The sequence below is a fragment of the Microseira sp. BLCC-F43 genome, from assembly GCF_041929235.1.
Lineage (GTDB): Bacteria > Cyanobacteriota > Cyanobacteriia > Cyanobacteriales > Aerosakkonemataceae > Microseira.
Genome location: NZ_JBHFNP010000067.1, coordinates 1 through 22661 on the forward strand (window position 1 = coordinate 1; position 22661 = coordinate 22661).

Below are 22661 nucleotides of genomic sequence, written 5' to 3' on the forward strand. Positions count from 1 at the left end.
TCGCTTCTTTGGTGAGGACTGTACCAGGATGTACCGCACATTTCAGATAAAAGTTACCCGAAAAGTATCGACAGTTCTTACAGGGAACTTGATTTGAAGGTTTTATTTTAAAACCCAAAGGTTTTGGTAGATCTACTCTAATTTTTGACACCATCAAACAAGCTGCTGCTACAATCGCGATGAAGCTAACGGAACTAAAGGTCAGAACTACATCGTATATTATAGGCAGATTGAGTTGGATATCGCTCGGTTGAGCTTCGCTTTGAGTGGTTTGGTTTAAATCAATTTCTCTTAAACTTGTATATTGTTTTGGCAGTTGAGCGACATACATATGTTTTACCTTGCTAACAACGATTTTGCAGCCTCGCCATCGAACGCGCCGATATTTCCTTCAACAACGCCTTAAATTGGGCGAGCGAAGGTTGCTGTAGTTCGACCAAGCGGTGATAGAGCCTTACTTATACGTGTAGCAAAATTAAAATTTTTCTATATCTACCAAGAGGTTCAATTATTAATCGAGTTATACACCAAAAGAAATAGGAGCGTAACATGCATTACGCTCCTTGGTTAATAGCTGGGTTGAATTAGTACTAAATCATTGCTAGTTATCTCTCGAAGAGCGGCTAATGGCTAATGGCTAATCGAGCGAGCGGGAAAATTGCTATATTAGCAATTAGCCATTAGCAATTAGCAATTAGCAACTTGCGTTACTACAGGGGAGAATTAGACAGTGGTCGATAAATATAGCTAGGAGTACCGGGTTTTTGAATCGATTCTTTTATGCTATCGAGGTCAATGTAGCAATCAGCGACATTGATTAAATGGTCGTTGGTCATTGACCGCAAACTGACGACTTCGACTCGCACTCCTTTATAGCTAACCGCATTCACGGCGTAGGCGAGGTCCCCATCTCCGCTGACTAAAACCGCTGTATCGTAAGATCCGGCTAAAGTCATCATATCAACGGCAATTTCTACATCTAGATTGGCTTTTTTGGAGCCATCGGGGAGTTGGACGAGTTCTTTGGTGACGACGCGGTAACCGTTGCGACGCATCCACAGCAGAAAACCTTGTTGTTTTTCATTGGTGCGATCTACTCCGGTGTAGAAGAAAGCGCGTAACAACTTAGAACCAGCAGTTAAGCGTACCAGTAGTTTTGTATAGTCTATTTCTATGCCAAGTTGCAAAGCTGCATAAAATAAGTTTGCCCCATCTATAAAAATAGCTACTCGACCGCGATTTAAGCGATCGCATATCGAAACTTCCCCACAACCCTCTGTCATTTCCATCTCTTCACCTCTGATACTCGGTTTGGCAAGTTTTTGCCCTTGGTAAAGCGCTTGTGGCCTTACTGCGCGATCGTGACCGTTTTCTTTAGCAATAGTCATTGATACCTCTGGATTTAAATTCTGCAAGTTTATTAGTAAAATCAGGATTCTATAGATCTGTACCAGCCATGGCGGAACAGATGACTATAATTGGACTAAACCCCTATCATACCAAGTGTTTTCTCAAAGCGATCGCCCTTAAGTTAAGAAACAATCACAATTTCCTGTAACCTTGTAGCCGTAATGGTTTGACGCCAGTTTCTCCATATTGAATTGTTTCTAATAAGGAAAGGGACTCCAACTGGGGCAGAGGTAAGCTCCCTCGCTCTGTTGCAGTCCCGCTTTCGGTGCAAATCTATAGCCTTCTTGGGATTAATTTGTGCGATTCACCAAAAAAGGCGGAAATTTTGATGCCTGGGGCACGAATAGCCAACGAGACGCTCTGTGCCAGAAAAAAGCTTTTTTTATTTGAATCCCCTCAAACAAACCGGGTTTCTATGAAAGAAACTACAAACGTGATGGCGGCGGGGAAAACCTCTCCCCTTTTCCCCCTGCCTCTTAACGAAAAAATTAGTTTCCTCCCAGTTAATTGTAATTAGGCAAACACCAAAGTTTCTATGAAAAATCGTTGGTTTGACAACGAGATATCTGCGTATAAACCCGGTTTCTAAGCTCGTCCCGCATAAGTAGTCCTAAATTATATTCCTCGCAGCTAATTGTAACGAACCGCCTCGACAGAACAACGACGCCAACCGAATCAAGCAGATTTATACTCACACACTCCCAGCTTAAGCCATTTGTAATTTGCTAGATTTGGCTTGAGCTGCCTGGTAAATCTCGTGGACTTGACGCTTAACGCGACCATTTTCTATCGCCTGCTGTAATAGCATCAACGCTTCTATGTCGTAGGAATTTAAACGGGTATCAAAAAGTTTGCGGATTTGAGCTTCAGTGTCCATCGATAAGTAGCCAGCTTTTAGAGTTTCGTGGACTAAATGATAAATTGAGTGCATAACCAACTCCTTTAACCCCAGTCATTAACTGAACTCTACTTGACTAATTAGGTTAAAGCTAAAAAATGCAGAACTTGTGCAGATGATACTCGCTAAATGTTAAAAAATATAAAAGAACTGGCTCACGGCTGCCAGCCGAGGACTGCGACAACTTGAGCGGATAACTGCATTGCCTTGAAGGGTTTGGTAATAATACCCGCGACGCCGAGTTCGGCAAAGCGGCGTTGATCCGCAGCTTGTGCCTTAGCGGTCATTAAAATGATGGGGATAGACTCGGTGGCAGGATTAGCTTGCAATGCTTGCAAAGTGGCGATCCCATCCATTTCGGGCATCATCACATCGAGGAGGATGGCATCGGGTTGTTCCAAGGCGGCTTTATCTAACCCTTCGCTACCGGAAGCGGCGGTTAAGACTTGCCACCCCGCGACGGTTTTGAGCGCCAGTTCCGCCACGGCGCGGATATCGTATTCATCATCGACAATTAGAATGCGTTTGGCGGTCACAAATTGCAGTGCTCCATAGAACTTAGCTAAACTTACTTAAGTCTAACTATTCAACCAAGATTAGAGCTTGGAGGGTCCTTCCTGAACTCGAACGATGCGGTTTAGCAAGTTGATGACTCGGCGTTCAAACTCTTGGGGTGTAATGCGAGCTTTGGTAAGGAACAGTGTCTGACCCAACTTTAAGCGATCGCGATCGCTTTGACTCAAATCTCGTGAAGTATACACCACTAACGGCACGTGACACAGACGGTTGTGATGCCTGAGCCAGTCTACCACGGCAAAGCCATCGCCTTCCGGCAGTCCCAAATCGAGGATTAATAAATCGGGGAGGAGGCGCTGGCTTAATTGGATCGCCTCCCTTCCTGTTCGCGCATAAAATGTTTCAATCCCATAGCGCTCAAACATGGCAATCAGTACCTGTGCCAGATCCAAATCATCTTCTACCACCAGCACTTTCATCGTCTGATTCTGTTTGGCTAAAGCTTTCTCCAGCGCTTGACACAACGTTTGTCGATCGGGAGGTTTAACTATCCAGTCGTTTACCCCTGGATGGGGAACTTCTCGATTGTCGGGTAATAATCCGCTGAGTACGATCGCCGGGATATTTTGGGTTTCTTCATGCTGTTTCAATTGCGCTAGGGTTTCCCACCCATCCATTCCAGGCATCATCAAGTTAAGGATAATCGCATCGGGATGGTTGGCGATCGCTTGCCCGATCGCCTCTTGTCCCGATCCGACTGCAATAACTCGGTAACCTTGCTGTTCCAGGGTAGTTTTTACCACAAACCGGATATCGGCGTCGTCATCGCAGATCAATACCAGCGGTATCTGGGAGTCGGCGAATGCTGGTGAATCGGTTTCTGGTTGGTAAAAAACTGGCAGGGTAAAGTAAAAGGTGCTGCCTTGTCCCAAATTACTTTCAGCCCAAATTTGCCCCCCATGCAGCTGCAAGATGCTGCGACAGATGGCTAAACCTAAACCCGTTCCTCCTTTGGCGCGGGAGTCGGATGCATCGACTTGCTGAAAAGGTGCAAAAATCGATTCCAGTTTATCTGCTGGAATGCCCCGCCCAGTGTCGGTGACTTTAAATAATACGTAGGGAGAGGGGGAAGAGGACGCGGGGAATGGGAGACGTGGGGACGGGTCGAGTTGTCTAGAAACATTCTCCCCGTCCCCCCTCTCCCTTGTCCCCCCATCCTCTTCCATCCCCGCGTCCCCCCTCTCCCTTGTCCCCCGATCATCTTCCCCACTCAACCAAACTGTTGAACCAGAGGGTGAAAATTTAATTGCATTAGACAGCAAATTGGTGAAAACCTGGATAATCCGATCTGGGTTAGCCCACAAACTTGTTTTGAGGGGAGAGACGCTGATGGTAACGCCTGCATTGCGCGCCATTTCTTGTACGACTTCTACTGACTGAAGCATTAAATTTTCAGCTTGACATATTTGCTTAGTCATGCTTACTTTACCAGACTCGATGCGTTCGATATCCAAAATGTCGTTAATTAAACGCACCAACCGCTCGGTATTATTGGCAGCGATGTTTAACATGCGCTGCGCTTCTTCGGGTTGAGCTTGCAATAACCCACTCGCCAGCAGATCCAACGCACCGGAAATTGAAGTGAGAGGGGTACGCAATTCGTGGCTGACAATTGAGACGAATTCATCTTTGAGTCGCTCGATTTCTCGGCGATCGCTGATATCTTTCATAAAGCCATAATGCCCGATGAATTGCTCTTGGTCGTAAGCTTTGACCATGACGATTTTCTGATCGAAAACCGACCCGTCTTTTCGCACCGCCCTTACTTCTACTTCTGCCTTGTCATTTGCCAGCATTTGTTGGTAAGCAGCTAGGGTTTTTTCTCGGTCGTCGGGGTGGACGGTTTGTTGCCAATCCATCCCGATTATTTCTTCTCTTTGGTAACCCAACATACTGGTATAAGCTGGGTTGACTTGAATGAAACTTCCTGGCAAATCTATTTGGGAAATGCCGACAACGGCTATTTCCAATGCTCTATTCAGGTTGCGGATTTCTGCTTCCCTAGCTTTGCGATCGCTAATATCTTTATGCGTCCCCGCCATCCGCAGCGGGTTCCCTTGTTCGTCGCGAGCCACGACTTTACCATAATTCCCTATCCATTTCCATTCCCCCGATTTGGTTCGCACTCGATAATCGAAGGCATAAGGAACCGAACTGTCTTGTAAATGATTGTTCAGCACCTCCATTACCCAGGGGCGATCGTCTGGATGAATCAGACTTTCCCAGGTATTGAGATTTGCGACATATTCATCTATGTCATAGCCGAGCATTAAAAGCCATCGGGGACTTAAATAAACCTCTCCCGTTGGGATTTTCCAGTCCCAGAGTCCGTCTCCAGAGGCTTCTAGTGCGAGTTGCAAGCGTTCCTCGCTCTGGCGCAGTGCTGCTTCTGCTTGCTTGCGATCTGTGATATCCTGACCTACGGCCTGATACTCAACGATTTGTCCCTGGTCGTTGAAAATGGCTCGGTTCATCCATTGATGCCAGCGAATTTCTCCCGTGGGGAGGATGACCCGATGTTCGTGGCTGATATATGGTTTATCCGCAGATAGGGAGGCAATGTTCTCTGCAACTAATGCCCGCTCCTCCTCTGGAATCAGCGGCATGAAGCCATTGTGGAGAATCTCTTCCAATTGTCGGTCGAAATAGCGACAGTAAGCCTGATTTACGAAGGTCAATACCCCATTTGGCAGAAAACGACAGATCAGTTCGGTCTGATCTTCAACAACGGCGCGGTAGTCGGCTTCGCTTTGCCGCAGTGCTGCTTCTGCTTGCTTGCGAGCGCTAATATCAAAAATCGTAGACCGACTCATCAGATAGTTTCCCGCTTCATCTTTGAGCGCGGTTGCATTTAAACTCACCGGCAAAATTGTGCCATCTTTGCGCATAAAATTCAATTCCAGATTATGCACCGAGCCGTTCTGTTTAAAAAGCGCAAAGTTTTCTTGGAAGGTTGCCCAACTATCGGGTGCAAGGAAATCGGTTACATGCTTTCCAATTATCTCTTCTCGGGCGTAGCCCAACATATTGAGTTCGGTATCGTTGATGCGGATAACATTACCATCTGCATCTAAGGAATGATACCCGCAAGGGGCATAGTTATAAAGGTCTTCGATTTCTGCGGCGTACCTTTGCAGCGCTTCTTGTGCTTGCTTGCGTTCGGTAATATCGCTGCCAATTCCCAGAAATCCTGTAATGTTGTTATCGCCATCGTACAAAGCAGTAACTGATAGCAAAACCGGGAAGCGGGAACCATCTTTGCGAATATAAGTCCATTCGCGCTCATCTATTTCCCCGCGCCGCGCTTTAGCTACAAACGCCTCAAATCCCGGTGCAATTGTAATGCCCAACTCCTGTGAAAGTTCTTGCGCCCGCTGTACGACTTCATCCCAGTCGTGGATGATAGCAGGAGTTGTCTTGCCAATTACTTCTGCTGCGGTATATCCCAACATTCGTTCTGCTGCTGCATTAAAGGTGCGAATCGTGCCGTCTACTTTGGTAGAAATAACTGTGTAGTTGGCGCTATTTAAAATTGCGTTCTGCAATGTGGCGATTTCTTGTAGTGTTTCTTCTGCCTGTTTGCGTTGGATGAATTGCCCAATTTGGTTGCCAATACTCGTCATCAGATCGAGTAAATCTACGTCGGGTGGTTGAATTTGACGGCTAAAGCAGGTAATGACACCGAGGATTTCGCTACCAATCCGAATCGGAAAGCCAAATGCTGCGTGCAATCCAATTTCGGCAGCTATTTCAGAGCGCAGGAATAAATCATCTTCAACTACATCTGCAATCCAAATTGGTTCGTTTGTTGCCCAAACGCCCCCCGGTAAACCAATTCCTGGGGCAAAGGTAATTGTTTGGGATATCGCTTTAAATTCTGGGTAATTTATCTCAGGTGCTTGCCAAATTTTTACGCATTGTAGCGAGGGGGTAATTGGGAATTGGGAATTGGGAATTGGGAATTGGGAATTGGTAATTGGTAATTGGTGCGATTGTCCATTACCCATTACCAATGACCCATTACCCCGCGTAGCGCTCCAAAATTCACCCGCTACCCACCCCAAACTATTACAAATCGCGGGCAAAATTCTGGAGTACATTTCCGTCAGGGTAGCGGCTTCTGCCAGTACCCGCGTTGTGGCATACTGGACGGTTACCCCGCGTTCCGCCCATTCCCGTTCTGCGATTTCGGTGCGCAGGGTTATATTGGCTTCAAATAGCTCTTGGGTGCGTTGAATAACGCGGTGTTCTAATTCGTCGTTGGCGCGGCGGAGGGCGGCTTCTTGCGCTTGGCGATCGCTTATATCCATCACCGTTCCCATCATCCGAATTGCCCTGCCTGCTGGGTCGTAAAAACCCCGCCCTTTGGCTTCGATCCAGTGGATGCTACCATCAGGCCAAATAACGCGGTATTCTGCGGCGTAGTCGGTTTTTGTTTCTAAAGCAATAGATAAAGGGGTTTCTACCCGTTCGATATCTTCTGGGTGGACGCGGGAGCGAAATGCTTGATAGTTGACCAGGAAGGTGCCGGGAACCAAACCAAACAGTCTGGCGTGATTATCGTTCCAGGTGATGCGGTTATTTAATAAGTTCCAGTCCCAAATGCCAATGCAAGTTGCTTCTAGAGTTAGCCGCAGTCGTTCTTCGCTGTATTGCAGCGCTTTCTGTGCTTGGATGCGATCGCGTTGTGCGGCTATGCGATCGCTAATATCGCGCAAAATAACAGTAAATATTGTTTCCCCTTCTAATTCCAACTTCGAGATCGAAGCTTCAGCTGGAAATTCGCTCCCATCTTGGCGACGACCAATAATTTCCCGCCGCTGTCCCATTCCCCGCGCTACAACATTGGGAGAGTTGGCGAATTCGCCGATGTGTTGGCGATGAATTTCCCCAAAGCGAGAAGGTAACAGTAAATCCAAGGATTGTCCTAAAATTTCTTCGGCGCTGTAACCAAAGATTTTTTCTGCTCCCTGATTAAACAAGGTAATGCTTTGGGTTTCATCAACCGAGATAATCGCATCATCTGCAATATCCAGAATCCCAGCCAAACGACTTTGGGAGGCGTGCAGTGCGGCTTCTACCTGCTCCCGTTCGGCGATTTCCCGTCGCAATTGTTGGTTAGCTGCTTCTAACTCGGCTGGACTCGGCAAAGCTAAAATTTGCGGCACTAATGCAATTAACATCACCGCCCCACAGAGGGAAACTCCCGCCGTCAAGGCTTTGAGCGTTCCCCATACCCAATAGATGGGATGCCAAAGCGTCCAAACCTCCATCAGGTGGGTGGTTCCACAAGCGATGATAAAAATACTAAACAGCAAAAATATCCAATCAAAGGGTAAGTCTTTTCGCTTTTGGACTAGATAAATTAACGTTATTGAAATCCCATAATAAGCCAGGGCAATCAGGGAGTCAGAAACCACATGCAGCCACACCATTCCCGGTTTCCAAAGATAGCAATTCCCGTAAGGGATAATTGAATTATATGTCATATAAACTTACCTTCAAATATAGTAGATAATAAGACGCGCAGGGAGTTGTCCGTTTTTTGTGCAACTTTGTATCATCCATTACCGCCTTTTTTAAGTTTCTCACCCTCAAGGGTGGGGCTACACAAACAAAGCCCGCCTTCGCGGGCTAAAGGCTAATAAATCCGGATTTGGTATCAACAAATGCTTGACATTTTTAAACATATTTGCTATAAAATTAAATTTAGTAAATTTGTAATTTTGCACCCAAGCAGAGAATTATCCACCAACCCCCATAAGCAATTAGCAATTAGCAATTAGCAATTACCAGTTTAATTTTTAATTTTTAACTGAAGGCTTGCGGCTTGATATAAAGTTTGTAGATCGGCACCATCTTGAGGATACTGAACAATTCCACAACTGAAGGATACCCGCAACGGTATGCCATCAACACCAGTAAATTCTCTTTGGCGCAGATGCTTCAAAAGTTCAGACAGTCGCCGTTTGGCATCGCTTTTTGCGATTCCAGACATGCCGATGACAAATTCGGTTCCCCCCCAACGACCGATGACATCTTGGTTGTGGAACGATCGCCGCAGGATTTCGGCGAATTGAGATAAGACTCGATCTCCGGAGGCGTGTCCGAATTGGTGGTTAATTTGCTTCAGGTTGTTGGGTTTGATAATTGCGAAGCACAAAGGTTGATCTGTGACTTGGCACTCTTGTTGCCAGCGCAGCAGACTGGCGGCGGACTTGCGTCGGTTGGGGAGGCCAGTCAGGGGATCGGTTTCTGATAAACTCCGCAATAGGCGCGAGCGCTCGATCCGATTGAGAATGCGCGTCACCAGTTCCGCCGCTACAATCGGTTTGCTGACGTAGTCGTCCGCACCCGCCGCAAACACCTGCTGTCTGATGTCGCCATCGGTGTGAGCGGTAAGGAACAAAATTGATAGTCCGCTCCAGTTGGGGTCGTTGCGGACAACCTTGCACAGTTCAATGCCGCTAATTTGGGGCATTTCTATATCCAAAATTAGCAACTCTGGCGCGGTTGTTTTGAGAACTTCCAAAAACCGCAGCGGGCGATCGAGGGTGTATACCTTGATGCCCCAAGGTTTGAGTAAAGTTTGCAGCGCGGTTAAAATATGCGGATCGTCGTCTACCGCCATCACCCTCGCTTCATCGGTACGAGCGTATTGCAGCAGTTGCGTGGCACATTCTAGCACTTGGACGGGGGATAAAGGTTGGAGGAACATCCGCCGTACCCCCAAGCGGGCGATTTTCACCCGGTCGATTAAATTATCCCGCTCTGCGATCGCGATCGCTGGTACTGGGGGAGTAAGTGCATTCAGTTGATTCAATAACTCCAGACTTCTCTCGTACCAGTCCCGATGCGTCAGGTCGAGCAGCACCAGATCGGGAGGCGAGTTTAAAATATATTCTCTCAGTTCCACAGGGGTATAGCCATTAGTGGAATGCACTCGTATCCCCCAACTTGTCGCTTCGATCGCCAATTGTTCCGTCAGCGACCGATCCAAGTCAACAACTAACAATAAAGGATATGCGTCTGCCGATTCATTTGCTGATGGTAATTCGGGCAATTGTTCCCTATTGAGTCGTTGCAGTTCCCGATCCAGTGCTTGAACGAGTTGAGCCAGGTATTGCTTTTGCTCTGATGCCAAATGCAAGTCAGCTTTAAAGTTAGCTTCGATTTCTTTCGCCAAACGAGAACCTTCATCCGAACCAAACATGCCCAAAGATCCTGCCAGTTTGTGCGCTTCTTGCTCTGCAAGACTGCGCGCCTCCTCGGTCAACTGCTCGTTTTGCAGCAGCGTTGTCGCTTGGGCGATCGCTGTAAGGCGACTGGCGATGGTATCTTTAACTTGCTGCCAAATTTTACCAACTCCCGCTGCTGTCTGCGCTGCAACGTTGGCGTTGGCATTTTGGCTAGTGGATTTCTTGGCATCAAAAGTGGCAACCCCGCTTGCAGTATCCGCAGACTTGAGTCGATAACCAATACCATAAACTGTCTCGATCGGATCTTCTGGAACTCCTGCTGTCCTTAGTTTCATTCGTAATCCCTTCAGATGGGATCTGACTGTATCATCGCTGGGGGCTTCTTCAAACGACCACAGTTGCTCGATCAACGCGCCGCAGCTAAAAATCCGCTGTGGATTGCGGAGAAATACTTCCAGCAGTCCGTATTCTTTGGGAGTCAAATGCAGCGAGCGAGCGTCCCAAGATACTTCGCAGGTACTGGGTTTGAGGCGTAGTTTGTTCCACTCCAACAGCGGCGGTAAGGTTGAACCCCCCCGACGCAGCAACGCTCGGATGCGGGCTAATAATTCCTGAAAATCAAAGGGTTTTACGATATAATCATCCGCGCCTGCATCCAAACCCATGACTTTATTCGTGCTGGCATCTTGCGCCGTGAGTAAAATTACGGGGGTGAGATTGCCTTGACTTCGCAGGCGCCGACAAAAGCTAATTCCATCTAACTTCGGCAGCATCACATCGAGCAAGATCGCATCATAGCTAGAAAATTCAACTAAATCCCACCCCGCTTGACCATCCTTAGCAACTTCAACGATATAATGCTGTTCAGTCAGGTTTTTAGCCAGCCCTTCTGCAATTAATGGATCGTCTTCGATTAGCAATATTTTCATATACCAATTATTGTCTGTTTGGCTAAATTAACGAAAATCTAGACAAGATCAATTTTAAATTTTTTAAATTACCCGGTTGATTTCAAGCCTGACTTACTTAGAAAGTTGGTTGTTTTTATCAATAGACAACAGTTAAAAATATCACCTTCATTGCTTCTGGGTGCAGGCTGCCTCGCTCACCACCCCCCTACCCCCTCCTACGACCAAGGGGGAGCTCGGAATTTTTTTGTTTTTTGACACTCTCCGGCCGTCCATGCACGGAGATTCTTGGTTCATAGACTCGCCATCACCCAGCAGGATTTCTCCAACTAAGCTAGAGGGCAAATCTCCCCAAGCTTTAGATCCGGTATGCCCTACCGTACTTAGTGCTATTTTCAGGATGTTGATTGCGGCATTAACAAAACCTGCGGAATTCCCCATCCGACGGGAGCGGTGGGGATGGTGTGCCCTGGGAAAGCTAGGGGTTCGATACCCCTAGCTTTCCCAGTTTGTGGGCAGATTGGTACAACAAACCCTTCAATTGTTAAGTTTTAGTAGAATATTTAGTGTTGATTCTGAAAGGCAATAAGATAAATAGCGGGAGGTGATACTGAGTGTTGCACAAAGCCGTAAAAGTCCGTCTATACCCATCAAAAGAGCAGGAGATACTTCTAGCTCAAACATTTGGGGTAGCTCGCTGGTGGTGGAATTATGCGTTAAACAAATCAATTGAAACATACAAAGCCACTGGTAAGGGACTTGGGCAGACAGCGCTCAATTCACTGCTACCACAACTCAAGAAACAAGAAGAAACGCTGTGGCTAGCTGATTGTTACAGTCAGGTTTTACAGGCTACAACGCTCAATATAACCACAGCGTACAAAAACTTTTTTGAGAAGCGCGCTGGTTTTCCTCGGTTCAAGTCAAAGCACGGCAAGCAGTCGATTCAATACCCTCAAAACGTCAAGATAGTAGGTGGTAACGTCAAGCTCCCCGGAAATATCGGGATAGTCAAAGCCAAAATCCACAGACCGATTGAGGGGAAGGTAAAAACTGTTACCGTTAGCAAGACTCCATCAGGGAAGTATTTTGCATCTATTTTGACCGAAGTGGAGGGAGAGAAATCTTCTTCGTCGGAAGGCAAGATTTACGGCATCGATCTTGGGTTGAAGCACTTCGCTGTCGTTTTCGATGGCGAGAAAGTATCAAAATATGACAATCCCAAGCATCTTGCCAAGCACGAGAAAAATATCTTGCGTAAAAAGAAAAAGCTAGCAGGCAAACAAAAGGGGAGTAAATCAAGGAATAAGTATAGAAAAATTGTTGCCAAGGTATACGAACGAGTCAGCAATTCGCGGCAGGATTTTATACACAAACTTAGTCATAAGTTGGTCAGCGATAGCCAAACTGTCATAGTGGAAAATCTTCATGTCAAGGGCATGGTTCGTAACCACAATTTGGCTGATGCAATTTCTGATGCTGGATGGGGAACGTTTATCAACTTTTTGGCTTATAAGTTAGAACGGAAAGGCGCGAAGTTGGTTGAGCTCGAGCGATGGTTTCCCAGTTCAAAACTCTGCTCTAATTGTTTCTATCAAGTAGATGAAATGCCGTTGGAGATGAGGGAATGGATTTGCCCTCAATGCGGTACTCGTCACGACCGCGATGGAAATGCAGCGATGAATATTAGAGCTGAGGGCATCAGAATGCTACAGGCGGATGGTTCAGACGTCTCTGCTGTAGGAGGGGAGGTAAGACCAAAGTCGGGGCGAAAGCCTCGTCTGCGGCACTCGCCGTTGAGTACAGAAGCCCCATCCGCCTATGCGGTGGGGTAGTTCACTATGCGACAATTTTCCCAGTCGATTGACTTGCCACCTCTGGAGAGCGCGATCGCTCCTGCCTTAACCGTTGCGCCCGATACTATGGTACTCGATGCGATCACCTTGATGAGTCAGGCACGCGGGAGCAATTGTCTGCTATCGAAAGCAAAATCATCCTCAAAATCGCACCAACCGATTCAGCCACAAACCAGTTGCATTTTGGTGGTGTCAGGGACGCGCTTACTGGGGATATTTACGGAGCGAGATGTAGTAAAGCTTACCGCTGCTGGTAGGGAATTATCCGGGGTCAAAATTGCCTCTGTAATGACGCCAAAAGTCGTGACCCTGAAAAAATCAGGATATGAAAGCATTTTCACGGCAATGTCGCTGTTGCGTCAGCATCAAATTCGCCATTTACCCATTTTGGATGCCCAGGGACAACTGGTAGGAATAGTCACACCCAACACCATTCGTCAAGTTCTGCAACCTGTCAATCTGCTCAAAGTGCGACGAGTCCGAGAAGTGATGACGACTGGAGTTATTGCTGCACCCGCCACTGCATCGGTGCTAAGTTTAGCCCAACTCATGGCTGAACGTGGCGTCAGTTGTGTAGTTATTACTGAAGCAGCAGAAAATACACTTGACCAATTACCAATAGGAATCGTCACCGAGCGAGATCTCGTGCAATTTCTGACTCTGGAGTTAAATTTAGCGGAAACTATGGCACAAAAGGTGATGAGTGCGCCGCTATTTTGTTTGAACAAAGAAGATTCCCTCTGGGTGGCGAATCAGGAAATGGAAAAGCGGCACGTGCGACGATTGGTAGTTGTTGGCGAGCAAGGGGAGTTGTTAGGAATTGTGACTCAAACTAGCTGGCTGCAAGTGCTTGAACCCCAGGAGATGACTGGCATTATCGAATCTTTGCAGGTAAAAATAGAAGAGCAGACGACACAATTAAGACAAGTAAACGAGGAATTGCAACAAGAGATTGCTAAACGCCAGCGCATTGAAGCCGTCCTGTCTCAAGCTCACGAGGAGTTAGAAAAACGAGTTGAGGAACGAACTGCCGAGTTAAAAGCAGCTAACGAACAACTGCAACGGGAAATAGATCAACGCAGACAAGCAGAAGCGCAAATTCAATTTCAGGCGCATGTTTTATCTCATGTGAGCGATGCAGTAATTGCAATTGATAACGAGCATCGGGTTATTTATTGGAATCAAGCCGCAGATCGATTGTATGGAGTCAAGGCGGATGAAATAATCGGGAAGCCACTAGAAGAATCCCATCAATATCGTTGGGTTAAACCAGAAGATGAGCAAGCGGTAAGCGAGGCTTTGGCAACAGAGGGTGCGTGGCGGGGAGAGGGAATTCATAAAAAAAAAAATGGGGAAGAAGAAATCTACGTTGAGGTATCGGTTAGCGTCCTTAAGGATAATAATGGTGCTGGGATTGGGTTTCTAGGGGTGATTCGGGATATTAGCGATCGCAAACAAGATCAAGATCAAATTGCGTTTCAAGCTTCCCTGCTCGACCAGGTACGCAATGCGGTGATTGCTACCGATTTAGAAGGCAAAATTATCTACTTTAACCAGTTCGCACAGCAGTTGTACCAACTGACACGGGAGGTAATAGGAAAATCGATTTTAGAAGTAGTAGCGTCACCGGAAGCAGAACTAGGCGCACAAATTATGGCTGGCATGAGAGAAACCGGCAGTTGGGAAGGAGAATTTACCGTGCGCCGTACTGATGGCAGCACTTTCCCCGCCTATGTAGCAGATACTCTGATCCGAGACGCAACGGGGAACCCTTGCGGCATCGTCGGGGTGAGTATGGATATTACAGAACGCAAGCGAGTCGAGGCGCAATTGCTGCGGCAAAATTTGCGGAGTCAGTTATTTGCCGAAGTGACGCTGAAGATTCGCCAGTCTCTGCAACTCGAGGAAATTTTACAAACTACCGTCACCGAAGTGCAAAGAATACTCGCGTGCGATCGCGTCGTCATCTTTGGGCTAAAATCCGACGGATCGGGAAAGGTGATCGAAGAAGCAGTAGTCCCAGGTTGGCCTGCAATTATCGGACACGACATCCTCGATCCTTGCTTTCCAGCATACCGCGAGCAATACCGCTCTGGACGAGTCGGCGCGATCGCCGATATCGAAAAAGAGGGTATTCTGCCTTGTCATGCCGAATTGCTGCGGCATTTTGCCGTCAAAGCTAACTTGGTCGTACCGATTCTGATTCCAGGGAATGAGGCAGAGGAGACGAGGGTAGGAGATGGCGGAGAAGAAGACGCGGGGACACGGGGACACTCTGACGCGGTGAATGCGTCACACACCGCTCTCCCTTGTCTCCCACTCGACCCGTCTCCTCCCCCCTCTCCCCGACTGTGGGGTTTGTTGATTGCACATCAATGCGCCCATGCGCGACAGTGGTCGGAGTTTGAAATCGAACTATTGCAACAACTGGCGAACCAGGTAGGAATTGCGATTACCCAAAGCCAACTGTTAAAAGCTTTGCATAAAAGCGAACAACAAATCAGACTCGCCTTAGAATTTACTCGCATCGGCAGTTGGGATTGGAACCTCACCACAGGCTTTCTGATCTGGAACGAGAACCACTTCACTTTATTCGGTTTGAACCCACAGGAGACAGAAGCAAGCTATCAGATTTGGCGCCAATGCGTCCACCCTGAAGACATCGACCGAGTTGAGCAAGCGCTTTCCCGTGCTTTGCAAACCCATACCGACTACGATGCCGAATACCGGGTAATTTATCCCGATGGCAGTATCCACTGGGTTGTAGATCGAGGTCGGGGTATCTACAATGCTTGGGGGCAAGCAGTACGAATGGTAGGGGTGATTATTGATATAAACGATCGCAAGCTTGCTGAAGAGAAAATCCGCGCTCAAGCAGCTTTACTCGATGTGGCAACTGAGGCGATTCTCGTTCGCGATTTAGACAACCAAATCTTATATTGGAATAAAGGTGCAGAGCGTTTGTACGGTTGGAGTCCAGAAGAAGCTCTCTCCCAGAAAGCTCCCCAACTGTTGTTTAAAGAACCTTCGCCTCAATGTACAGCGGCGTTGCAAACAACGATCGAAAGCGGTTGTTGGAAAGGTGAATTGCATCAAGTCACCAAAGACGGCAGGGAAATTATCGTCGCCAGCTGCTGGACGCTGGTGCGGGACGAACAAAACCAACCCAAATGGATCCTCACGGTCAATAGCGACATTACCGATAAAAAACAACTCGAGCAACAGTTATTCCGCGCTCAGCGCTTGGAGAGCATCGGCACCTTGGCAGGCGGCATGGCTCACGACCTCAACAATATATTGACGCCGATCCTGATGTCAGCGCAACTGCTGGCGATGCAGTTTTCCGATCAAAAAACCCAGCAACGACTAAAGTTAATCGAAACCAACGCTAAACGGGGCGCGGCGCTGATCAAGCAAGTCCTCACCTTTGCCAGGGGAATGGAAGGTAAGCGCTATCTGGTGCAAATCAAAGACGTGCTGCGGGAAATTGAGCAGGTGATCGAACGCACGTTCCCCAAGTCGATTCAAATTTACACCCAGATTGCTAATGAACCGCTGTGGACGGTTTTAGCAGATAACACCCAAATGCATCAAGTGTTGATCAACTTGTGCATTAACGCTCGCGATGCCATGCCCAATGGCGGCACTTTAAGTATTGTGGCAGAAAACCGCATCGTTGAGGAAAGCGAAGCGAGAAGGAATATTGAAGCGAAAGCTGGCGATTACGTGGTCGTAAAGGTTGCAGATACGGGAGTTGGCATTGGGTCGGAAATTATCGATCGGATTTTTGACCCGTTTTTTACCACCAAAGAAGTCGGTTCCGGTACGGGATTGGGTCTTTCTACTGCCCTGGGGATTGTCAAAAACCACGGGGGTTGGATCGCAGTCAGCAGCAAGGTGGGGTCTGGTAGCGAATTTCAGGTGTTTTTGCCAGCAAATGGCGGCACAAAAGCAACCGAGTTAGCGGCGGCGAGTTTTAAACTGCCGCGGGGTAAAGGAGAATTAATTCTGGTGGTGGATGACGAAGCGGCAATTTGCCAAGTGGCTAAAACCGTCCTGGAAACCTGCGATTACCGGGTGCTAACCGCCACCGACGGAATCGATGCGATCGCGCTTTACACCCACGAACAGCAAGAAATTAGCGCCGTGTTGATCGATATGATGATGCCTTCGATGGATGGACTCACTTGCATCCGCACCTTGCAAGCAATTAACCCCCAGGTGAAAATTATTGTCATGAGCGGACTTTTGTCTGGCGAAGACCTCAGCAATGTCACCAGATGCGGCATCCAAGGGTTTTTGCCCAAACCTTTCACCAGCGAGGAATTAGCTGCTATCTTACATCGAGTTGTTAACGATGCAGAAAAACTGACAAACTAGCAGGTCGTCTCCTAAAATTGGTACGGACTGGCTTCACTGCACTAGCTGCCAAGCTATTGTTTAAGTATTTGGTGCAAACCTGAAAAAATGTCTAGAGCGAAACCCCAACGGACGCAACTATTATCACGCTTGAAGCCAATGAATCGCGATCGGCAAGCAAAAAAACCAGCCCCCCCACCTAGCGGTAATCCGGTAGTAAATCTACTTCAGAAACACGCGCTGTTACTTTTTGTGGCGGTGTGGGCAGGGTTGTTAGGCGTTGCGGTTTCGGCTGGGAAGGTGCTGATTTACTCGGATGTAGAAGTAGAATCGGCATCAACGGCGGCAAAATCTCAAAATGAAGCCGTAAACATCCAGAATTCGGGGAAGTTGCCGGTTTTGTTGTTTGGCGCGATCGCCCTCACCTGTGTAGCCGGATCTTGGATGATCTTACAACAGCTACACGATCCAAAACCGCGCCGCCTAGTTCGCCGCCCAAGACCCAGACCCCGCCCTATTTCGTCACAAATGTCATCTACCGACCAAGAGCGACAACTTCCGACCTTACCCCGCCGAGACATATCCGCTTGGGGAACCCAGCAACGACAGATGCCCCGCAAACCCTCGCCGATTCAGCCACTCGTACCCGATGAACCCGATGAATAGGACTGGTGAGATATTTTTGCCAATTTACTCAAGTTTTTCCGGATTGCAATCGCTCTCCAATGAAGAGTGAAGTGGTAGATGCACCCTGATAAGACATTTTCCCCCGGCTCACTGGCACGGGGGATTTTTTTTGCCCCACTCTTCAGGTGCTGGTGAGCAGAGGTGCTGGTGAGAAATGATATCATGTCCGGTTGAATACCCATAGTTAGGACTGACGCGGGGACAGGGAGACGGGGGGACGCTCTGAGTTTTAATTATGGGTGAGTTGCCTGACATCATATGAAGATCAAATTTATGTTGCCAGCTGCTTGACCAATAACCACGTACTGGCTAACTTGACTGGAGGAAAGCGTTTCTGAAAAACAGCCAGGAGAATTGAGTTATGGAGCGGAGTGTAATCAAGTTTTCTTCTGAAGACTGCGGTATTTGTCACAAAATGTCGTTTTACGACCAGAAAGTTTCAGAGGAACTCGGTTTAAAATTTATCGATGTCAAAATGCAGGATACGGCAACTTATCGCAAGTATCGCAAGATTCTATTAACTCAGTATCCCGATAAATCGGAAATGGGATGGCCTACCTACCTCATCTGCGACAATCCTGAAGGAGAATTTCAGATTGTGGGCGAGGTTAAAGGCGGTCATCCCAAAGGCGAGTTTAGAAGCAAGCTGCAAGCTGTTTTAAATGCAGCGAGTAGTTAAGACTATTTGTTCGTAGTCAGCGCTTTAGCGCTTTAGCGCCTACTACGAACCTATGTCCTACTCATTCGCATCAAAGGATTGCACTTCCAGGACGGGACCAATCATGGCTATGGTCATGATATCTTGGCGAATTTCACCTTTAACGGTGACTTTCTGGCCTTTTTGGAGCAATTCTTTGGGGGCGCCAGCGTGGATTTCGTACTGGTCGCCGTTTTCTGCGACTAGCGCCCAAGTGCCTTTGCCAAAGCCTTTACGTTCGACAGTGCCGGTAACGGTGATACTCATGCAGTTCGTTCTTCTCCTTTACTAGATAGACGGGCGAGTCCGAAGCAGAGTAAGGCGTTGATAATTAGGTAGATGCGAGCAAGTATTCCATCTCCCAACCACAATAAACCCGGTGACATCACCGCACTCACTGCCAAACAGGACGCGACGCCCAAACAAGACCCAATCGCAAACCATTTCCAACTGCGGTGTCCCAACAGTAATGCTATCAAACCTAGCGGGATTAGCACGCTGGCAAAAATTGGATTCAGCACGGTACTACCTTGTATTGCACTGCCCAATTCCGGAATCGAACTGCCCATCACCCGTAAAGGCCATTGTGGCAGGTCGTAAATGTACAGTCCCCGCAGGAAAAATAACCCGGAACTGCCCAAAATTAAACCGCTTGACAGGGACCAACCCCAAACAAACGGCAAGTAATTCCGCAAAAACCAAGCCAACAAATAAGAACCGATCACCATCAAAACCTTCGGCAACAGGGCGACGACGCCGCCATCAAACCAGAAGCGCAGGTTGAGATAACCGTTATCCCGCAACCAGCGGAAGAAGTCGCGGAAGTTGAGTTGTCCTTTCCTCGCGAGTTTAACCGCCGCCGCCGCATCTAATTGTCCGGCACCAAAGTAATTTAATTCGTCGTCTTGGATAACTCGCGCCGACTGTTTGAGGACTGCTTCAATTTCGTCCGGATTTTCCACTCCGCTGGCTTTTACGAGGGCTGCAACGCCCGCGACGTGGGGGGACGCCATGCTTGTGCCTTGATAGCTTTCAAACAAGTCTAGGCCGGTTTCCGGGTCGATGGTATTTTGCAGGATACCGCCGACGTTGCCTTGACTGGTATCGCCACCGGGGGCGGAGATATCGACTCCAGCACCATAGTTTGAGTAGAAAGCTTTTTCGCCTGCTGCATTCAAAGCGGAAACGGCGATTACATGGTTATAACGGGCGGGGAAGGAAACCGAACTGCTATTTTCATTTCCCGCTGCGGCGACGATGGTCACGCCTTTTTGGTAGGCGTAGTTAACAGCTTCTTCCATAATGCTGCTAGATCCGCCACCGCCCAAGCTCATGTTAATCACATCGGCGCCGTTATCGGCGGCGAATTTAATCGCTTCCGCAATATCGGCAACAGTACCGCCACCGCTAGCACTCAATACCTTGATGGGCATAATTTTGGCTTCGTAGGCGACGCCTGCAACACCGTAGCCGTTATTGGTAGATTGGGCAATTGTACCAGCAACGTGGGTGCCGTGACCGTTGTCATCGTTAGCTTCAACTTTATCGTTAACGAAGTCGTAGCCTTTAACAAAGGTTGTCTGCTGCAAGTCGGGAACCTGACTGACGCCGGTATCTATTACCGCAACGGTAACGCCACCGCCTTTAGTTTCGTTCCAAGCTGCTTCGACGTTGATGCTACGCAAGTTCCACTGTTTGCTGTAGTCGGGGTCGTTGGGAACTTCGTAGGCTTGATAGATATAGTTGGGTTCGATATATTCAGTTTGCTTTGCCAGGTTGGATTTTTGCAAAGCTTGTAGGAGAGTGCGATCGCCCTCGACCACATAGACGTTATCCTGTTGGGAGAAAGCGCTATTGAGACGAGGCGTGACCTTGTATTGGGAAGCGAAGTCTTTAATATCTGCTGCTATCTGCGCTGGTGGAATATCTTCGCGAAAATCCAGCACAATCGAATTATACGTGCCATTAGCTGCCAAACCCTTAAAATTAAACAGGGCAAAGCCTAGCCCGATTAAAAACAAGCACGTTATGAAAAGCTTTCTCATAACTACCTACTAACTAGAGCGAAGCGTGATGCTCTCTACAATAGCTCAAGCGCCTGCCCATCGTTGAGATATTGTGCGATCGTTACATTCTGGGCATAGGTTATGGATATGTAGGGGCACGGCAGCCAAAATATACTGCACAAGAGAAGATTTTCTCCTTGCCGTGCCCCTACCAGCGAACGTTAATTAACCTGTTGGGGCACGGCAGCCAAAATATACTGCACAAGAGAAGATTTTCTCCTCGCCGTGCCCCGACCAGCGAACGTTAATTAACCTGTTGGGGCACGGCAGCCAAAATATACTGCACAAGAGAAGATTTTCTCCTTGCCGTGCCCCTACCAGCGAACGTTAATTAACCTGTAGGGGCACGGCAGCAAAAATCTGTGGCATCAGAGAAGATTTTCTCCTTGCCGTGCCCCTACCAGCGAACGTTAATTAACCTGTTGGGGCACGGCAGCAAAAATCTGTGGCATCAGAGAAGATTTTCTCCTTGCCGTGCCCCGACCAGCGAACGTTAATTAACCTGTAGGGGCACGGCAGCCAAAATATACTGCACAAGAGAAGATTTTCTCCTCGCCGTGCCCCGACCAGCGAACGTTAATTAACCTGTAGGGGCACGGCAGCCAAAATCTGTGGCATCAGAGAAGATTTTCTCCTCGCCGTGCCCCGACCAGCGAACGTTAATTAACCTGTTGGGGCACGGCAGCCAAAATCTGTGGCATCAGAGAAGATTTTCTCCTTGCCGTGCCCCGACCGTCAAACATTGATTAACCAACAAGATCTATTTTCAGGGAAAATTAGGGAACAATGAAGATTTTTCTGACCTACATCCTATATTTATGGAACGCGGTCTTTTATGGTTGCCCCTGCTTGCCCTATTTATCTGGCTAGCTTGGGCAGGGTGGAACGAATATCAAAAAGTCGAAGCATATCGCACTTGGGCATCTGGATTCGAGCGGGCTAAGTACGATATTTACGCAGTCCTGGGTCAGAAAGGGGACAATTTAACTTGGGGAAAACCCACCCGCTCTGGCCCGGTGAATCTAGAAACATTTTCTCTTAAAGACGTACAATCTATCCGTTTGTTAGTCAATGATAAGCCGGTTGATTTAGATAAGCCACCCATATCTGGTCGTGGTGTTGTTTTGGAATTTTTCTTACCAAATTCGGCAAATTCAGTGCGAATTCCTTTTACAGAAATTCCTCTGGCTGCCAAATGGGGCAAGTATTTACAACAGGAATTGAGCGAGTAACACCCAGAAACCCGACTTCTTGGAGAAGTCGGGTTTCTAGATCGAACGAGGAGAAATTATTCAGGTTGGGTAACTTCTTTAATTACGTCTTTGGCGCTTTCAATGATACCTGGTTGGGGATTTTCTTTTTCGTACTTTTCTAAATTTTTCTCGTAGACCTTCTCCAGTCCTTCGGGGTCGTCAATGGCTTTGATGGCTTTGTCGTAGGCTTCTTCCCGGCTTTTTACAGATTGGCTATTGCTACCTTTGTCCAGAACTGACGAATTGTCTTTGTCAGCGGCTGCTAAACTTGGTTGAGGGCTGAAAATCGATAAACCTGATAAGCTAAGCAAACTAATCAAACCGACAACTAAAAAGCTTTGGCGAACCACTTTTCCTAAATCCGATAAAATCCGCTGCATATCAATTGTCTCCTTTTTTATTTTCCACAAACGTATCCTACGCTGTTATGTATGCTAAGGACTTCTACCCCAGGATATATTAAATTAGCTAAGGCGATATTGCTTTTCTACTATAGTAACGACTGACCAATACCACTGTTGACAATGGGGTTTGCCGATCATTTCCTCTCGCTTTTGTTGGTTGAGTTTAGCTACTTCTTGGTTTTCGTAGGTAATGCGCCACTCCCGATCCAAGTGGACAAAGGCATCGGTAAAGCTTTCCAGTATATTGATAATTTGATCGTTTTCCTGAATTTGTAATTTCTCGGAGCATTTTTTAGCGGTTTCTAATCCGGTTATAAATCTTTAGCCGAGTCAGATTTTTTTAAGAAA

General features: G+C 47.6%; 14 protein-coding genes and 1 pseudogene. 5 read left to right on the forward strand and 10 right to left on the reverse strand.

All coding sequences use genetic code 11. The features are described from left to right. The 6 genes and pseudogenes from ACE1CM_RS11060 to ACE1CM_RS11085 all read right to left on the reverse strand — a co-directional run. Positions 1-331, reverse strand: a pseudogene (locus ACE1CM_RS11060) (hypothetical protein); the annotation flags it as partial. Between the two features lie 379 nt (positions 332-710). Beyond that, positions 711-1289 carry an NYN domain-containing protein gene (locus ACE1CM_RS11065; RefSeq protein ID WP_374877592.1) on the reverse strand — a complete coding sequence of 193 codons (579 nt, stop codon included), beginning with the start codon at positions 1287-1289 and terminating at the stop codon, positions 711-713. A gap of 827 nt (positions 1290-2116) precedes the next feature. Continuing rightward, on the reverse strand, positions 2117-2341 hold the full coding sequence (locus ACE1CM_RS11070; protein WP_374877472.1) for a hypothetical protein: 225 nt from the start codon (positions 2339-2341) through the stop codon (positions 2117-2119). Between the two features lie 122 nt (positions 2342-2463). Beyond that, positions 2464-2844: a response regulator gene (locus ACE1CM_RS11075; RefSeq protein WP_374877473.1), complete on the reverse strand. Its 381-nt coding sequence runs from the start codon at positions 2842-2844 to the stop codon at positions 2464-2466. Between the two features lie 60 nt (positions 2845-2904). After that, complete coding sequence (locus tag ACE1CM_RS11080; protein ID WP_374877474.1) at positions 2905-8373, reverse strand: PAS domain S-box protein; 5469 nt, start codon at positions 8371-8373, stop codon at positions 2905-2907. 308 nt (positions 8374-8681) lie between these two features. Next, positions 8682-11012, reverse strand: a complete 2331-nt coding sequence (locus ACE1CM_RS11085; RefSeq protein ID WP_374877475.1) for a response regulator — start codon at positions 11010-11012, stop codon at positions 8682-8684. Between the two features lie 593 nt (positions 11013-11605). Between ACE1CM_RS11085 and ACE1CM_RS11090 the strand changes: the two genes are divergently transcribed. The 4 genes from ACE1CM_RS11090 (at position 11606) to ACE1CM_RS11105 (ending at position 18572) form a co-directional block, all read left to right on the forward strand. Continuing rightward, entirely contained in the window at positions 11606-12826 is a 1221-nt protein-coding gene (locus tag ACE1CM_RS11090) for an RNA-guided endonuclease InsQ/TnpB family protein (protein WP_374877476.1), read from the forward strand. Between the two features lie 6 nt (positions 12827-12832). Beyond that, complete coding sequence (locus tag ACE1CM_RS11095) at positions 12833-17227, forward strand: PAS domain S-box protein (protein ID WP_374877477.1); 4395 nt, start codon at positions 12833-12835, stop codon at positions 17225-17227. Positions 17228-17314: 87 nt separating this feature from the next. Beyond that, entirely contained in the window at positions 17315-17872 is a 558-nt protein-coding gene (locus ACE1CM_RS11100; protein ID WP_374877478.1) for a hypothetical protein, read from the forward strand. A gap of 382 nt (positions 17873-18254) precedes the next feature. Continuing rightward, positions 18255-18572 (forward strand): thioredoxin family protein, encoded by a 318-nt coding sequence (locus ACE1CM_RS11105; protein ID WP_226585299.1) that lies wholly within the window; start codon positions 18255-18257, stop codon positions 18570-18572. Positions 18573-18629: 57 nt separating this feature from the next. Here ACE1CM_RS11105 and ACE1CM_RS11110 read toward each other — a convergent pair whose 3' ends face one another. After that, complete coding sequence (locus tag ACE1CM_RS11110) at positions 18630-18857, reverse strand: hypothetical protein (RefSeq protein WP_374877479.1); 228 nt, start codon at positions 18855-18857, stop codon at positions 18630-18632. Continuing rightward, positions 18854-20635 (reverse strand): S8 family peptidase, encoded by a 1782-nt coding sequence (locus ACE1CM_RS11115; RefSeq protein ID WP_374877480.1) that lies wholly within the window; start codon positions 20633-20635, stop codon positions 18854-18856. Before ACE1CM_RS11115 ends, ACE1CM_RS11110 begins: the two co-directional genes overlap by 4 nt. A gap of 839 nt (positions 20636-21474) precedes the next feature. On the opposite strand from ACE1CM_RS11115, the gene ACE1CM_RS11120 reads away from it, so the two are divergent. After that, positions 21475-21888, forward strand: a complete 414-nt coding sequence (locus ACE1CM_RS11120; RefSeq protein ID WP_374877481.1) for a hypothetical protein — start codon at positions 21475-21477, stop codon at positions 21886-21888. A 56-nt stretch (positions 21889-21944) separates the two neighbouring features. Here ACE1CM_RS11120 and ACE1CM_RS11125 read toward each other — a convergent pair whose 3' ends face one another. Together ACE1CM_RS11125 and ACE1CM_RS11130 are read right to left on the reverse strand one after the other, a co-directional pair. Then, positions 21945-22289: a hypothetical protein gene (locus ACE1CM_RS11125; RefSeq protein ID WP_374877482.1), complete on the reverse strand. Its 345-nt coding sequence runs from the start codon at positions 22287-22289 to the stop codon at positions 21945-21947. A gap of 84 nt (positions 22290-22373) precedes the next feature. Beyond that, positions 22374-22523 (reverse strand): hypothetical protein, encoded by a 150-nt coding sequence (locus tag ACE1CM_RS11130; protein WP_374877484.1) that lies wholly within the window; start codon positions 22521-22523, stop codon positions 22374-22376. Positions 22524-22661 lie beyond the last annotated feature (138 nt).

Coding starts and splice junctions, on each gene's coding strand:
- ACE1CM_RS11085 (WP_374877475.1), bottom strand. CDS start 11,012: ATGAAAATATTGCTAATCGAAGACGATCCATTAATTGCAGAAGGGCTG.
- ACE1CM_RS11105 (WP_226585299.1), top strand. CDS start 18,255: ATGGAGCGGAGTGTAATCAAGTTTTCTTCTGAAGACTGCGGTATTTGT.
- ACE1CM_RS11095 (WP_374877477.1), top strand. CDS start 12,833: ATGCGACAATTTTCCCAGTCGATTGACTTGCCACCTCTGGAGAGCGCG.
- ACE1CM_RS11125 (WP_374877482.1), bottom strand. CDS start 22,289: ATGCAGCGGATTTTATCGGATTTAGGAAAAGTGGTTCGCCAAAGCTTT.
- ACE1CM_RS11065 (WP_374877592.1), bottom strand. CDS start 1,289: ATGGAAATGACAGAGGGTTGTGGGGAAGTTTCGATATGCGATCGCTTA.
- ACE1CM_RS11080 (WP_374877474.1), bottom strand. CDS start 8,373: ATGACATATAATTCAATTATCCCTTACGGGAATTGCTATCTTTGGAAA.
- ACE1CM_RS11110 (WP_374877479.1), bottom strand. CDS start 18,857: ATGAGTATCACCGTTACCGGCACTGTCGAACGTAAAGGCTTTGGCAAA.
- ACE1CM_RS11120 (WP_374877481.1), top strand. CDS start 21,475: ATGGAACGCGGTCTTTTATGGTTGCCCCTGCTTGCCCTATTTATCTGG.
- ACE1CM_RS11100 (WP_374877478.1), top strand. CDS start 17,315: ATGTCTAGAGCGAAACCCCAACGGACGCAACTATTATCACGCTTGAAG.
- ACE1CM_RS11070 (WP_374877472.1), bottom strand. CDS start 2,341: ATGCACTCAATTTATCATTTAGTCCACGAAACTCTAAAAGCTGGCTAC.
- ACE1CM_RS11115 (WP_374877480.1), bottom strand. CDS start 20,635: ATGAGAAAGCTTTTCATAACGTGCTTGTTTTTAATCGGGCTAGGCTTT.